Source organism: Embleya sp. NPDC005971, assembly GCF_040629175.1.
Taxonomy (GTDB): Bacteria; Actinomycetota; Actinomycetes; order Streptomycetales; family Streptomycetaceae; genus Embleya.
This window is the reverse complement of record NZ_JBEXUX010000005.1, coordinates 55,989-70,981: the sequence shown is the minus strand read 5'-3', so window position 1 is coordinate 70,981 and position 14,993 is coordinate 55,989. Positions and strand designations below refer to the sequence as shown.

The following is a 14,993-nucleotide window of genomic DNA, read 5'->3' as shown; positions in this document are numbered from 1 at the left end:
CGGCGCATGAGGCGAACCCAGTCCGCCCGGCGCATGAGGCCAAGGCAGCCCCGCCGGCGCATGAGGCGAACCCAGTCCGCCCGGCGCATGAGGCCAAGGCAGCCCCGCCGGCGCATGAGGCGAACCCAGTCCGCCCGGCGCATGAGGCCACCCAGCCCCGCCGGCGCATGAGGCGAACCCGCCCGCCCGGCGACCGAGGGCAACCCGACCCGCCAACCCACCCACCACTAGGCCGACATCGTTTGCACGCCGACAACCCGAAGCAACGCCAACCGCCCAGCCGCCAGGCTCCCCGCAGGGGCCGAATAAACGACCACCCGCTGCCCCGCCTCCACGGCGACAAGCACCTGACTCCGCAAGGCGATCTCCCCGACCTCCGGATGCCAAACCGTCTCCCCCCGCCCCCACCGCCCGGCCCCCTCGCACAGGCCGCCCCCCTCGTCCCCGCCCCCCGACCCCGCCGCCGCCCACAACGCGGCGAACTCGGCCGACCCCGCACACAACCGCGCCACCACCCCCGCGACCCGCGCGTCACCCGGCCGCTCCCCGAGCACACCCCGCAGATCGGCCACATACGCCCGGGAGATCGCATCCACGTCCGCCCCGCGAAACCGCTCCCGCGAACCCGGCTCGCAAAACCACCGCACCACGACGTTGCGCCCGACGTTCGCCCCCAGCAGCGCCACCGCCATCGCGTTCTGCGCCAATACGTCGCCCGAATCCGAGATCACCTGCGCCGGCACATCGTGCAGCCGATCCAGGATCAGCAATATCGCGGGCGACACATGCTCGTCCGCACCGCACGACCGCCCCGGCGGAACACGACCGGCCAGCCGGAAAAGGTGATCACGCCCGTCCTCCTCCAACCGCAACGCGCGCGCCAACGCGGCAAGAAGCTGCGGCGACGGGTGCGGCCCCCGGTTCTGCTCCAGCCGCGCGTAGTAGTCGACCGACATCCCGGCCAGCCGCGCGACCTCCTCGCGACGCAGCCCCGCCGTACGGCGCCGGACCCCATCGGGCAGCCCCACGTCCGCCGGCGACAGCCGTTCCCGGCAGCGCAGCAGAAAGCCGGCCAGCTCCTGTCGATCGTTCATGCCCACAGGATCCGACGTCCCCGCACCGGTATCCAGGGCCCATCCGTCCCTGGATCACCAGTCCCCGGTTGCGCGTCCCCAGGGACCGGGCAGCTCCGAAGCGGCCGACCCACCGGCCGCCGATTACCCGAAGCGGCCCACCCACCGGCGATCAAGCGCCGAACAGCCAAAGCCCGAACAAGCTCCGGCGAATCAGGCCGCCCGGCGGATCGCGGTGACGAGTCGGGCGGTGGCCTGCGCGCGTGCCTGTCGACGGCGGCGCAGTGCGATTGCCGCGACCCGTACCTCTCGACTGTCCCGCTTCTCCACGACCGCCACCTCCGAACGAACCCGTCCCGCCCGAGAAGGCGACACCGTGCGCCCCAACAGGAGCGACACCCACAAACCTAGGTGCCACACCCCCCGTCGGGCGTCGCCCGGGAGTGCCGATCGGCCCTACTACCGGAGGACGACTCGAACCCCCGGGTACCCCCGAGACATGCCACCCCGGGAGTACCCGACGGGACCTCCGACGGAGCCGCCCCCTCCTCGGCCCGGCCCGGAGCACCTGCCCCAGGCCCGGGCTCGGATCACCTTCCCGGGGCCGGAGCACCTCCCCGGGTTCAGATCACCTTCCCCGGGTTCAGGATGCCCAGCGGGTCGAACGCGGCCTTGACCCCCCGGTGCACCCGAACCCCCACCGGCCCGAGTTCCTCCGCGAGCCAATCCCGCTTGAGCACGCCCACCCCGTGCTCCCCGGTGATCGTGCCGCCGAGGTCCAACCCCAGACGCATGATCGCGTCGAACGCGACCCCGGCCCGCTCCACCGCCGCCGGGTCGGTCGCGTCGAAGATCACGATCGGGTGGGTGTTCCCGTCCCCGGCGTGCGCGCACACCCCGATCACCGTGTCGTGCCGCTCGGCGATCGCGGCCACCCCGTCGAGCAGGTCGCCGAGTCGCGAGCGCGGCACCGCGACGTCGTCGATCATGCTGGTGCCCAGCCGTTCCAGTGCGGGCAGCGCGAGTCGACGGGCCTGCATGAACAGCGCCGAGTCCTCGGCGTCCTCGGCGGTGAACGCCTCGAACGCGCCCGCCTCGGTACAGATCGCCTCGATCGCGGCCAACTCGGCGGCGGGCTCCGGGGTGTCCACCGCGACCAGGAGCAGCGCGGCGCTGTGCTCCGGCAGGCCCATGTTCGCCATCGCGTTCACCGCGCGCAGGGTGGTGCCGTCCATCAGTTCCATCAGCGAGGGGGTGTGGCCGGCCGCCATGATCGCCGAGACCGCACCGGCCGCCGAGGCGGTGCTCGCGAACTGGGCCACCGTCACCAACGCGGGCGGCGGCGTCGGTCGCAGCGCGAGGGTGGCCCGGGTGACCACGCCGAGCGTGCCCTCCGCGCCGACGAACAACCGGGTCAGGTCGTAGCCCGCGACGCCCTTGGCGGTCCGTCGCCCGGTGCGCAGCAGTTCCCCGTCGGCGAGCACGACCTCCAGGCCCAGCACGTACTCGGCGGTCACCCCGTACTTGACGCAGCACAATCCGCCCGCGCCGGTACCGATGTTGCCGCCGATCGTGCAGGTCTCCCAACTGGACGGGTCCGGCGGGTAGACCAGGCCGTGCTCGGCGGTCGCCTTGGACAGGTCGGCGTTGATCACCCCCGGCTCCACCACGGCCGTACGGTCGACGGGATCGATCTGCAGGATGCGATTCATCCGAACGAGCGAAAGCACGATGCAGCCGTCGACCGCGTTGGCGCCGCCGGACAAGCCGGTACGCGCGCCCTGCGGGACCACCGGTACCCGCAGTCGGGTGGCCACCCGCATGACGTGTTGCACCTGCTCGGTGGTCTCGGCCAGGACCACCACCGCAGGGTGACCGGCCGCACACAGGCCGGCCATGTCACGCGCGTACGATGCGGCGATGTCCGCGTCCGTCACCAGGACGTGCGCGGGTAGTTCCTCCCGCAGTGCCGTGATCAGGTCGGTGGTCATGCTGCCTCCCGGTGTGGCCGTGAATGGCCCCAGGGTAGGCACCGGGAAACCAGTCCCCCGAGGGAGGGCACCTTGCAGATCGACCGGTTGGATGCCGCGCTGATCCGGTTGCTGGTGGAAACACCGCGGATCGGTGTCGTGGAGTGTTCGCGCCGGCTGGCGGTAGCGCGCGGCACGGTACAGGTGCGCCTGGACCGGCTGCGCGAGGCCGGCGTGATCAGAGGCTTCGGGCCGGACGTGGACCCCGCCACCCTCGGCTTCTCGGTGACCGCCTTCGCGACCCTGGAGATCCGCCAGGGCCAGGGCCGCGACCTGCGCAAGCAACTGGAATGCGTGGCCCAGATCCTCGAAGTGCACGCCATCACCGGCCGAGGCGACCTGCTGTGCCGAATCGTCGCCCGCTCGAACGCGGACCTACAACACGTAATCGAACAGATCATCGAACTCGAAGGCGTGGTCCGCGCCTCCACCACCATCGCCCTGGAAACCCCGGTCCCCTACCGAGTCCTGCCCCTGGTCGAATCCGCGGTGGACGAATAGCCGGCCCACCCGGCCAGGCCGGCGTTCGAGCCCGCTCAGCCCCGCCGGCGCAGGCGGCGAACCCGGCCCGGCCGGCGTTCGAGGCCGACCGGGCCGGCCGGCGGACGAGGCCGAACCCCCGTCAGCACGAAGGCACCTTGCCCCCCGCGTTCAACGCCTCGAGCGCCGAAACCGCGCCCGAGAGCGTCTCGACCGGAATCAGCCGAAGCCCGCCGTCCCCGACCCGCCCGGCCTCCCCGCACTCCCCCTTCGGCAAAACGAAAACCGTGGCCCCCGCCCGCTTCGCGGCCAGCAGCTTCATCGGCAACCCGCCGATCTCCCCGACCTTGCCGTTCGCGTCGATCGCCCCCGTGCCGGCAATCGTCCGCCCGCCGGTGAGCTGACCCTCCGTCAGCTTGTCCACGATGCCCAGCGCGAAGAACAGCCCCGCACTCGGTCCGCCGACATCGTTCAGGTGCAACGTCACCTTGACCTGGTCCGGCGACTTGCCGAGGTACTTCAGCGCCGCGACGGTCGCGCTGTCCTGCGACTTGACCATGTCCTTGACGTTGGTCTCGACGACCTGCTCGACCGACTTGCCGTCCGGATAAACGGACTTCCTCGGCACGACCGACTCCTCCGAGTCCCACCACGCGCCGATCAGCGATGCCAGCCGACGCTTGTCGTCGCGCCCGCTCGCGTGGATCGTGGTCAACAGCAGGTGCCCGGTGGTCGGATACACCGCGGCGGGGCCGGAGATCTCGACCACCGGCCGCCCCCCGTCCTCGCCGAGCGTGTCGGCCACCGATCCGGGCGTGATCAGGACGTACGGCATCGGCACCAGGAACGCGAAGAGGAACAGGATCGCGACGAGGAGCAGGGACACCGGGAGGGTGAGCTTGGTACGGGCCACGCCTGGCATTAAACACGGCGCGCCCCCACCCGCCGTACCGGACTCGCCTCACCGAAGCCGCGGTCGGCGATCCGCGCGTGGTCGCGACGCTCGGGACTACGCGGCGGAGACCCGTACCCCGCCCAGTTCGTCGGACAGTTCGGCCGCGGCCTGGGCCACTCGGCGGCCCAGCCGTTCGGTGTCCAGGTTGCCGAGCGAGACGATCCCCACGCTCGACTCGACCGCCGCGAGATCCGGCACCGAGGCGGCGATCCCGGGCACCGTGTGCCGACCGTCGCCGGGGGCGTACACATAGGACCTGGGCCCGTCCAGGCCCGCCACCACGCGGCGCGCGGCCAGGATGGCCAACCCCGCGGCCCCCGCGTCCAGCGTGTGCCGCGAACCGACCCGGTAGGCCACGTGGTAGTCGGTCCAGGTGGGCTCGGCCACCGCGACCACCAGGGCCTCCATGCCGTCCACGATGGTCAGGTGCGCGGTGGCGCCGGTCTCCTCGGCCAGTCGGCGCAGACAGGGCACCGCCGCGTCGCGCACCAGCGGGTGTGCCCGACGGGCCAGCTGCAGCGCGCCGAGGCCGAGTCTGGTGCGGCCGCTCTCGTCGCGCCGGACGAGGCCGTGCTGTTCGAGCGTGGCGAGGATGCGATAGACAACGGTGCGGTTGACGCCGAGTGCGGCGGCGATGTCGTGTACCGACAAGCCGTCCGAGGCATCGGCGAGCAGTTCGAGGACCTTGAGACCTCGGTCCAGGGTCTGTGACGTTTCGGCGACCACCGACCCCCCTCCCTTCGCGTGACGTTGCATTACGTCCAGCGGCGTTCGATCCCCGAACGAAACACCACATTCGCGAGGCTGTGCGGCGCCAGGTCATGGGGCCAGGACACGTACTCGTCGCCACTCGGCGGGCAGGCCGAACGGATTCCCACGTCCGCGAAGGACGGTTCCTCCTGCGCGGCGCGTCGGAAGATCACGCTAACCAGAGAGGGCAGTTTTGGCACCGGATATCCGGGATACGGACAGGAAAAATCTCCGCTGAACCAGGACGTCTAGCACATACCGCACAAATCGCCAAATGCGATCCTCGACACGTGTCCCCAGGACCACGACCGAGCAGCCCCGTACTCACCAGCCGGACACACCGTCCCAACCCATGAGATCGCCGGCCACGAACCGACTCCCCGTACCGGCCCGAGTCGCGCCCCGGCCGCCGTGAATCTCACCGCCCGGACGTGGCCCACTCGCGAATCTTCCCGATCCGCGCCTCCAACTGCCCGGCCGACGCCTGGGCCACCGCCGGCCCGCCGCACACCCGGCGCAGCTCGTTGTGGATCTGCCCGTGGGTCTGCCCGGTGCGGTGGTGCCACGCGGCCACCATCGTGTTGAGTTCCTTGCGCATCGAGGTCATCTGACGATGCGTCACCACCGGTCGCTGGTCCGCCGGTTTCTCCGACAGGTCGGCCTGCTGGTCCGGCTTGCGCCGGCTCTTGGCCACCTGCTTGGCCTGCCGGGACTGGAGCAACATCTGCACCTGGTCGGGTTCGAGCAGTCCGGGCAGGCCGAGGTACTCCTCTTCCTCCTCGCTGCCCACGTGCGCCTGGAGCCCGAACTCCGCACCGTCGAACAACACCCGGTCGAACCGCGCCTCGCTCTCCAGCGCCTCGAACGCGAACTCCTCCTGCTGCCCCGGCTCGTCCTGCTGCGCGTTGGCCTGCGCGACGAGGGCGTCCTCCTCGTCGTACATCCCGCCCTCCTTCTTCGGGCGGTCCAACACGTGATCGCGCTCGATCTCCATCTCGTTCGCGTGCTGGAGCAGCGTCGGCACCGAAGGCAGGAACACCGAGGCCGTCTCGCCCCGCCGCCGGGCCCGGACGAATCGGCCCACGGCCTGCGCGAAGAACAACGGCGTGGAGATGGTGGTGGCGAACACCCCCACCGAAAGCCGAGGCACGTCCACCCCCTCGGACACCATCCGCACCGCGACCATCCAGCGATCCTCGGACGCCGAGAAGTCCTCGATCTTCTTCGACGCGCCGGTGTCGTCCGACAACACCAGGGTCGCGCCCTGCCCGGTGATCTCCCGAATCATCCGCGCGTACGCCCGCGCCGACTCGTGGTCGGTGGCGATCACCAACCCACCCGCGTCCGGAATCGCCTTGCGCACCTCGCCCAACCGCTTGTCCGCGGCCCGCAACACCTGCGGCATCCAGGCACCCTGCGGATCCAGCGCGGTACGCCAGGCCTGGCTGATCGCATCCTTGGTCATCGGCTCGCCCAACGAGGCCGCGATCTCGTCCCCGGCCTTGGTCCGCCACCTCAAGTCGCCCGAATACGACAGAAAGATGACCGGCCGCACCACCCCGTCCGAAAGCGCGTGGCCATAGCCGTACGTGTAGTCGGCGGACGAACGCCGAATGCCGTCCTTGCCCTCCACGTACGCGACGAACGGAATCGGATTGATGTCCGACCGAAACGGCGTGCCGGTCAGCGCGAGCCGGCGCGTCGCCGGCTCGAACGCCTCCATGCACGCCTCGCCCCACGACTTGCTGTCGCCCGCGTGGTGGATCTCATCCAGGATCACCAGCGTCTTACGGTTCTCCACCCGCCGCCGATGCAACATCGGATGCACGCCGACACCCGCGTAGGTGACCGCGATCCCGTGATACTCCCGCGACACCGGCCCCGACGAACTCGAATAATTCGGGTCGATCCGCAGACCTATGCGTGCCGCGGCCTCGGCCCACTGCTTCTTGAGATGCTCGGTCGGCGCAACGATGGTGACCTGATGGATCACGTGCGCCTCCAGCAACTCCGAGGCGATCCGCAACGCGAACGTCGTCTTGCCGGCACCCGGCGTGGCCACCGCGAGAAAGTCCCGAGGCTGCCGTTCGAGATAGGTGTCCAAGGCCCCCTGCTGCCACGCACGCAGCTTGTTCGCCGTACCCCAGGAGGCACGATTCGGGAAGGCCGGGGACAGATGGGACGCGGCTGCAATACTCACTGCGACGACTCTGCTCCAACCCGGAATTCCACCCGACACCAAGCCCTCAGGCTACCCGAGCCCCCACCCGGGCCCTTGCCCCGAACCTCGCCTGCGCCGCCGCGTTCCGAAGCCGCCCACCCGGCTCCGCCTTCAGTCCGCCACCGACCCGAAGGCGCCCAAAATCCGCCGAACCTGCTCGCCCTCCACCAAACCCTCCACACCCCAAACCGCGCGGGCACGATTGAGCTTCGTCGTCAACGACGCCACCAGCCGCGGTTCGCTCGCCGCGTCCGCCGTCGGGATCAACTTGGCGTACCGAACCGTGTCGACGAGAGCGGACTTGACCCGTTCGTGTCGGATGTAGACGGGCAGATCCACCAAGGCTTCCGCCCGCGTGTCGGCGGGCATCGCCGCGAGCCACCCATCGCGCACCGCCCCGGCCTCGGCCGGGAAGTAGTCCATCTTGTGCAGGTGCACCGCCAAGTCGTACAACGGGTCTCCCCACAGGGCCAGCTCCCAGTCGAGGAAGTGGGTCCGGCCGGCGGCCACGATGAGATTCTTGCGGTGGATGTCACAGTGCAGCGCACGAAACGGACGCCTCGTCATCGTCGCCCAGTCCGCCTCCACCCTGCCGAGCGGATCCGCCGGGACCCCCAACGCCGCATACAGCGACGCATAGGGCTCCCGAAAGCGCCGCCAGACATCGGCGGTCACGGCGGAGAGCAGCGCCCCGAAGCCGGCGGTGTCACCGTCCTTCGGCCAATCCGCAGGCAGAGCGGGGAGCGCTTCGATCGGCACTCGCGACATGTCCCGGAAGAAGCGCACCACATCCCCCGCCAGGTGCGCGGGCACCGACTTGCCGCGCGCCGCAATCGCGTCCACCACGTCACCCGCAATGAAGCGGTGGATCTGGAACGCCGGATCGTGCGACACATGCAATACGGCGGGGATCTCCGAGGCCCACGGCGCCACCGCCCGGATCACCTCGTGCTCGGGCCACATCCGCAGATCCATGCCGTCCGCACCGTGGATCGGGATGCGAACGATCACCGGTCCGTCGTCCGTCTCGACGCGCACATTGTCGTTGTAGAACCCGGACGCGCTCATTTCGGACGCGCGTGCCGTGCGATAGAGCGTCAGCGGATCCGGTGTCATGGTCATTCCCCCACGATGGTCGCGACCCATGCGTCGACTCGCGCCTCGAGCGCCCCGAGGGAGTCGACCGGGCGGATTGCCGCACGTGCCCGGGCGAGGGACGCCGCGTGCGCCGGTTGCGCCGGCCCCGATCTGCGCAGCATGTGCAGTGCCGCGAGGACGAGCGTCGGATACACCTCCGCCCCCTCGAATTCACGAATCGCCCACTCCGCGGTGCTCCGGGCATTCTCCGGTTCACCGCGGCGGAGCATGATGAGCGATCGGACGAGCTGAGCCCGGGCCGTTCCCGAGCGGTAGCGAGCACGTCCCAGCACTTCCAGGGCGGTGTCCAAGGACGCCTCGGCCTCGGCGGTGCGCCCGCACCGCAGCAGAGCCAGTGCCTTGGCCGTGTATGCCTTGCCGAGTTCGTGCAAGGCACCGATGTCCCGCTGCACCGCGATCGCCTCGTCCGCCACGTCACCGGCGTGCTCGGGCTCCGTCCAGGCCAGGAACTCGGCGCGATTGACCACCAGATTCGCGAGTCGGACCGCGGACCCGGCCTCCAGGTAGTGCAGTTGCGCCTGATCCAGACTGCTGCGGGCGGCCGGGAAATCGAAGGCGAACCGCCGACCCAGGTGAATCAGCCTCGCGGTGTCCCCGCGCAGTGTGTGTTCGTCCCGACCAAGCGTGCCGGTAAGCCCGTTGACCAGGTTCTCCGCGTCGCGAAAGCGTCCACCGGCCATGTAGAGGTCCGCCGCCCACAGCGCCGCACTGCGGCCCTCCGGGATCGTGGCCGACTGCCACAACGACGAGTACCGCGCGAGTGCCTCCGAGGTTCGACCGAGCACCCGCAACGCGTCTGCGCCGGCGAGGGCCAGACGTACCTGGGCCGGGCTGCCGCCGTCGATACCCGCCAGGCCGCGGGTCAATGCCTCGGCCTGCTCGACGTCCCCGACCAGGATCGCCGTCTCGGCCTCCACACAGCGCGCGGCCATCTCCAACTCGGCGCGGGGGTGGTCGCCCGCCGCACAGAAGCGCCGCACATCCTCGACCACACCTCCCAGGGACCGGATCCCGCCACTCGCGACGATCTCCGCCGTGTGGGCGAGCAGATCGGCCGGGGTGAACTCCCCGGCATACATGCTGTGGAAGACGACCTCGCGCAACTTTGCCCCGGTTGTCCGCCGAGTACTCGCCGGGCCCGCCACGCTGCGGTCGGCCCGTTCGCGCCACAGGGTCCGCAACACGCGATGCACGGCCTGGCGCATCGACGCCGTCTGACGTGCCCTCAGTTCGGTGGCCATCAATTGATGCAGTTGGAATCGCTCGACGCCGGCCGGCTGGACGAAGGAGTAGGCGGTCAGCGTCTCCCAGGTCCGCCGGTCCGCCGACAATCCGAAGGCCGCCGCGACGGTGCGAAAGATGTCGAAGTCGATCGTGCGTGCCACCGCGAGGACTTCGAGCAACCGCACCTCTTGCGAGTCCACGTGTTGAAGAAAACGTTCGAGGATTTCCTCCCCCGACACGGCTGTGGTCAGCGCACTGTCACCCTGTTCGGCGCCGGAGTCCGCGTCCAGGGCCAGGTTCAGGTAGAAGGGCACGCCGGAACTGGCCCGCGCCAGGGCGGTGCGCGCACGGAGATCGGACACCCCGTGCGTTTCGAGCAGTTCGACCCGCGCGGTCATCGGCAGCCCGTCGAGCGGCACCTGGGTCAGGTGCGCGGTCCACTGACTGTCGTACGTCTGCCAGCCGAGTGGCTCTCGGCTCGCGATCAGGACCAGGCCCCGATCCAACTGCGACACCAGGTCGCGCAACCACGAGTCGAGCCCGGCGGTACGGCCCGCCCTGGTGCTGCCGCCCACCAGTGCCTCGTACGCGTCGATACAGACCAGATATCGCTGCTCCACGCTCGCCAGGCGCAGATCCTCGGCGAACAGGAATGTGGCGGCGTCGGCGAGTTCGGCGGGGTCGAGTTCGTCGAGCCGTTGCAGGGTCTCGTCGTTCCTGAGCCAACGCCATCGCTTGAACCTCGCGGATGAGCGACCGGCGAACCGGAGCAGCCCACCGACGGTCCGAAAGACCGGCAACCCGCCCACCGCGTCCGCGAGATCGGCCAGCACCTCGCTCTGCTGCCGGGCGGCCACATCGGCGAGCGAGATCTGCAGGTGGGGATGCAGACGCTGCCACAGTGCGAGATAGGCGAGGTCGTATCGCGGAAACGAGGCACCCAGGGCTCCCAGGCGTGCTCGCAACACCGCGAGTGCGGCGTCCTGTTCGCGCAGGGCCGGGATCTGGAGGTCGAGCAGTACGGTGCGGGCCTCGGGCTCCAGTCGCGACTGGCACTCACGCAGGAATCGAGACTTGCCGATCCCGCCGACGCCCGTCACGTTCACGACCCGCAGGCCGTCCCCGCCGGCGGTCCAGGCGTCCTCGAAGACCGCCATGGCCTCTTCCCGGTCGACGAACCGGCGCTGAGAACCCGCGGACCTACGAAATCGTGGTTGCAACGGCATGAGGTCTCCCCCGATCCCCGAAGCCCGCGCCGGAGCAGGCCGTCGGGACTCAGGGTAGTCGGGGGAATGCGCGCGCGTAGTGGAATCGGTCCGGTGCTCGGTGTCGGTGGGTGGGTTTGCGAATCGAGACCGTGATCGGGCGAGCGGTCAGGGGGTTTGGGGGGTGGGGTGGAGGCGGGGGGCGAGGAGGGTGCCGAGGAGGGCCGTGGCGAGCATGATGGCGAAGATCAGGGTGAAGACGCCGGAGTCCTTGCCGGTGCCCTCGTGGAGGGCGGCGAAGATGGCGCCGGCCAGGCCGACCATGACGATCGTGCCGAGCGAGTCGGCGACCTGGAGGGAGGAGGAGTTGGTGCCCGACTCCTCCGGGGTGGACAGGTCGAGGGTGAGCACGCTCATCGACGAGACGGCCATGCCCATGCCGGCGCCGCCGAAGAACCAGCCGACCGTGACCACGTACGGCGATACGCCGGGGACCAGCGCCAGCAGTGCCCCGCCGATCGCGACGGCCACGAAGAGGAAGCCCATCCGGACCAGGAGCGGCCGACGTTCGTGCGGCGATCGGCCCTGGTACCAGGACCCCAGCGCCCAGGACAGCGCGCCCACGGTCAGCGTCAGCCCCGCCCGCGTCGGCGACAGGCCGTGCTCGCTGATCAGCATCAGGGGTACGAAGGACTCGACCGAGAAGAACGCGCTCGCGAGCACACCCCGACACAGGATCACCGCCGGCAGCCCGCGCACCGCGCGCAACGTCCCCGCCGGCAACAGCCGAGGCACCGTCACCACCATCAGCGCCAGGCCCGCGACCGCCGACAACACGCCCGGCACGTTCAGGTCTTGGCCGCCGTACTGCAACATGCCCGCGCCCACCGAGGCGCCGAGCGCGGCGCGGATCCGGCCCCGGTTCATCCGCGCGTCCGGATCCGGCTCGCCCGCCATCCGCTTGAGCTGCGGCAGCATCATCATGATCGGCAACACCACGAGCACCGGAATGGCCAGGAACACCCAGCGCCAGCCCAGGTGATCGGTGACCAGGCCGGCCACCGGCGGCCCGACGATCGAGGGCAGCACCCACGCCGCGGAGAACGCCGAGAACACCCGCGGGCGCAGCGCGGACGGGTACGCCTTGCCGACCACCACGTACAGCGCCACGATCACCAGCCCGCCGCCGAGGCCCTGCACGGCCCGGCCCGCGATGAACGGCCACATCGACCGCGCGGTGCCGGCCAGCACGAGGCCGGCCGCGAACGCCCCGATCCCGCCGAACAGCGGCAGTCGGGGTCCACGCGCGTCACACCATTCGCCGGAGACCACCATGGCGAGCAGGCTCGTGGTGAAGAACGCGGAGAAGGCCAGGGCGTACAGCGGCACGCCGTCGAGTTCCTCGACCGCCACCGGCATCGCGGTGCCCACGGCCATCGCCTCGAAGGCGATCAGCAGGACGACCGACACGATGCCGAGCGTGAGCTGAAGATAGGGCCGGGTCAGCACCCCGGGCTCCCGATCGCCGGACGTCTCGGCGCTGCGTCGCGTGGACTTCGACTCCCCTACGGCTGTCACCGAGACAGCCTAGACCCTGGCATATCAACCTACTTATCCCCGAGCAGCACCCGGCAGCACCGAGCAGCACCAAGCCACCCGAGCAACCCGACCAGCCCGAGCAACACCCGCTGCTCCTGCGCTACTCCACCACCACGTCCCGAGGCCGCAGCGGCAAGCGGGGCAGTTCCAGCCCCGTCGCATCCCGCACCGCCGCCGCGACCGCGGCCGGCACCGGCACGACGGCCGCGTCGCCCAGGCCCTTCGCGCCGAACGGCGCGCCCGGTTGCGGCTCCTCGATCCACGCGGCGACCCGCACCGCCGGCACGTCCCACGTCCCCGGCGGCGACCACACCGACTCGATGTCCTCGGTCAGCGCGAGCCCGACCCCCATCGCCACCGAACTCTCCACCCGCACCCGGGCCTGCCCGGGATCCAACACCCGCCCCGCGTCGTAGGCGCCGGTCACGTCCACCACCCGGATCGTGCCCAACTCCGGATCCAGGTCGACCACGACCCGACAGGCCGAAAAGGCCACCGCCGGGTACGCGTTGCCCTGCCCCGCGTCGTCCAGCGGCTCCGTGCTCGGCGCCCGGCACGCGCCCGCCGTCGTCACCGTCGCGGTGTCCTCGTACATCGCGTCCACCGACAGGTCGATCAGCCCGTCGTAGGACTTGATCCGCCCGTCCCGCACGTCCAACAACCGCGCCGTCATCCCGTACCGCGCCGCCACCGGCGCCAACAGCCGCTCGCGGATCTCCCGCGCCGCCTGCTCCACCGCGCCCGCCGTCAGCCAGGTATGCCGCCCCACCCCCGGCGCCCCGGCCGTCGGCAACGCGGTGCCCGCCTGCAGCACGATCGCGTCCGGCACCCCCAACACCTCGTCCACGATCTGCCGGACCAGGGTCACGAAGCCCTGCCCGACCTCGACCGCCGCGCAGGTCACCGTCACCACGCCACCGTCCAGTCGCACGGTCGCCGTCGACGACTCGTCGGCCCCCTCGATGCCCAGCAGCGGCATCAACCCGACCGCGTACCCCGTCCCGCGCAACGTCCCGGGCGCGGGCGGCGCGGCCGGCGGCGCGGCCTCGGCCACCGCCCGCAACGCGGCCCCCACCGGCACCGGCCCGTCCAATACCTGACCCGTCGTCAACATCGTTCCGGAGCTGAGCGCGTTGCGCAGCCGCAACTCCACCGGGTCCATCCCCAGCGCGTCCGCGAGCTTGTCCATCTGCGCCTCGTGCGCGAAGCACACCTGCACCGCGCCGGGCCCACGCATCGCCCCCGCCGGCGGATTGTTGGTCCGCACCGCCCACGCGTCCACCGCCGCGTACGGCACCATGTACGGCCCGGCCGCGCAGCCGATCAGCCGCCCGATCACCTCCGCCGAGACACCCGCGTACGCGCCGCCGTCCAGGATGATCTGCGCCTCCACCCCGAGCAACCGGCCGTCCCGATCCGCCCGATGGGTGTACTTCATCCGGGCCGCGTGCCGATGTCCGCCCACCGACAACGACTCGTCCCGCTCCAGCACCGCCTTGACCGGCCGCCCGGTGCGCAGCGCCAACAGCGCGACCACGGCGGTCAGTCCGACGTCCTCGCGCGTGCCGGCGGAGCCGCCCGCGCCGGTGGGCATCAACCGGACCATCCCGGCGGGCAGCCCCAGACACTCCGCGACCTGGTCCCGATCCGCGTGCGGATACGGCGACGCCACGTGCAGTTCGACGCCGCCGTCCGGCGAGGGCAGCGCGAGCGCGGCGTCGGTGGCCGGGTTGGCCTGGTACTGCGCGGGCACCTCGTACAGCCCCTCGACCACCACCTCGTCCACCGGCGTGCCGTCCCGGCGCAGCTTGACCGGCCGCCCGTGGCGCAGCGCGATGTGCCGCAGCACATTGCCGTCCGGATGCAACGGCGGCCCGGCGAAGGCGTGTTCGGGATCCGAGGCGGCCTCCAACGGTTGGTACGACACGAGCACCGCCGCGGCGCCGGCCCGCGCCGCGTGCAGCGTCTCCGCGGCGACCGCCGCGACCGCCTCCCCGGCGAAGCGCACCACGCCGTCCGCGAGCACCGGCCGGTCGGCCACGATCACCCCGTGGCACGCGCCCGGCGGCAGATCCGCCGCGGTGACCACGCCGCGCACCCCCGGCACCGCGTAGGCCCCGGCCGGGTCCACGTCCAGGATCCGCGCGTGCCGGTACGGGGAGCGCACCAGCACGCACCACAGCAGGCCGGGCGCCCACAGGTCGCCGGTGTAGGAGAACCGCCCCCGTGCCTTGGCGTCCCCGTCGGGGCGCGGTGCGGACTCGCCGATCACCGATTCGTGCCGATCACTTGGTCTCG

10 protein-coding genes are annotated in these 14,993 nt (G+C 71.0%); 1 reads left to right on the top strand and 9 read right to left on the bottom strand.

What is annotated here, in order from left to right; all coding sequences use genetic code 11:
• Window positions 1-227: 227 nt before the first annotated feature.
• Both ABZ374_RS07030 and ABZ374_RS07025 read right to left on the bottom strand, forming a co-directional pair.
• Complete coding sequence (locus tag ABZ374_RS07030; RefSeq protein WP_360307327.1) at window positions 228-1,094, bottom strand: helix-turn-helix transcriptional regulator; 867 nt, start codon at window positions 1,092-1,094, stop codon at window positions 228-230.
• A 602-nt stretch (window positions 1,095-1,696) separates the two neighbouring features.
• Window positions 1,697-3,064 carry an FAD-linked oxidase C-terminal domain-containing protein gene (locus ABZ374_RS07025; protein WP_360307324.1) on the bottom strand — a complete coding sequence of 456 codons (1,368 nt, stop codon included), beginning with the start codon at window positions 3,062-3,064 and terminating at the stop codon, window positions 1,697-1,699.
• 72 nt (window positions 3,065-3,136) lie between these two features.
• Between ABZ374_RS07025 and ABZ374_RS07020 the strand changes: the two genes are divergently transcribed.
• On the top strand, window positions 3,137-3,604 hold the full coding sequence (locus tag ABZ374_RS07020) for an Lrp/AsnC family transcriptional regulator (protein ID WP_360307321.1): 468 nt from the start codon (window positions 3,137-3,139) through the stop codon (window positions 3,602-3,604).
• Between the two features lie 121 nt (window positions 3,605-3,725).
• Here ABZ374_RS07020 and ABZ374_RS07015 read toward each other — a convergent pair whose 3' ends face one another.
• The 7 genes from ABZ374_RS07015 to ABZ374_RS06985 all read right to left on the bottom strand — a co-directional run bounded on the left by ABZ374_RS07015 (window position 3,726) and on the right by ABZ374_RS06985 (window position 14,967).
• A complete protein-coding gene (locus ABZ374_RS07015; RefSeq protein WP_360307318.1) occupies window positions 3,726-4,505 on the bottom strand; it encodes a S16 family serine protease in 780 nt (259 codons plus the stop codon).
• Between the two features lie 87 nt (window positions 4,506-4,592).
• Window positions 4,593-5,264 carry a helix-turn-helix domain-containing protein gene (locus ABZ374_RS07010; protein WP_360307315.1) on the bottom strand — a complete coding sequence of 224 codons (672 nt, stop codon included), beginning with the start codon at window positions 5,262-5,264 and terminating at the stop codon, window positions 4,593-4,595.
• 442 nt (window positions 5,265-5,706) lie between these two features.
• Window positions 5,707-7,488 (bottom strand): DEAD/DEAH box helicase, encoded by a 1,782-nt coding sequence (locus ABZ374_RS07005; RefSeq protein ID WP_360307312.1) that lies wholly within the window; start codon window positions 7,486-7,488, stop codon window positions 5,707-5,709.
• 132 nt (window positions 7,489-7,620) lie between these two features.
• The gene (locus ABZ374_RS07000; protein WP_360307309.1) at window positions 7,621-8,631 is read right to left on the bottom strand and encodes an aminoglycoside phosphotransferase family protein; all 1,011 of its coding nucleotides are present in this window, start codon (window positions 8,629-8,631) and stop codon (window positions 7,621-7,623) included.
• Window positions 8,628-11,048 (bottom strand): hypothetical protein, encoded by a 2,421-nt coding sequence (locus ABZ374_RS06995; protein ID WP_360307306.1) that lies wholly within the window; start codon window positions 11,046-11,048, stop codon window positions 8,628-8,630. The genes ABZ374_RS07000 and ABZ374_RS06995 overlap by 4 nt, the downstream gene beginning before the upstream one ends.
• Window positions 11,049-11,264: 216 nt before the next feature.
• Complete coding sequence (locus ABZ374_RS06990; RefSeq protein WP_360307303.1) at window positions 11,265-12,674, bottom strand: MFS transporter; 1,410 nt, start codon at window positions 12,672-12,674, stop codon at window positions 11,265-11,267.
• A 121-nt stretch (window positions 12,675-12,795) separates the two neighbouring features.
• Entirely contained in the window at window positions 12,796-14,967 is a 2,172-nt protein-coding gene (locus tag ABZ374_RS06985; RefSeq protein ID WP_360307300.1) for a xanthine dehydrogenase family protein, read from the bottom strand.
• Window positions 14,968-14,993 lie beyond the last annotated feature (26 nt).

What these genes read in the sequence shown, in the direction of transcription:
- ABZ374_RS07030 (WP_360307327.1), bottom strand. Translation starts at nt 1,094, where the DNA reads ATGAACGATCGACAGGAGCTGGCCGGCTTTCTGCTGCGCTGCCGGGAA.
- ABZ374_RS07025 (WP_360307324.1), bottom strand. Translation starts at nt 3,064, where the DNA reads ATGACCACCGACCTGATCACGGCACTGCGGGAGGAACTACCCGCGCAC.
- ABZ374_RS07015 (WP_360307318.1), bottom strand. Translation starts at nt 4,505, where the DNA reads ATGCCAGGCGTGGCCCGTACCAAGCTCACCCTCCCGGTGTCCCTGCTC.
- ABZ374_RS07000 (WP_360307309.1), bottom strand. Translation starts at nt 8,631, where the DNA reads ATGACCATGACACCGGATCCGCTGACGCTCTATCGCACGGCACGCGCG.
- ABZ374_RS06995 (WP_360307306.1), bottom strand. Translation starts at nt 11,048, where the DNA reads ATGGCGGTCTTCGAGGACGCCTGGACCGCCGGCGGGGACGGCCTGCGG.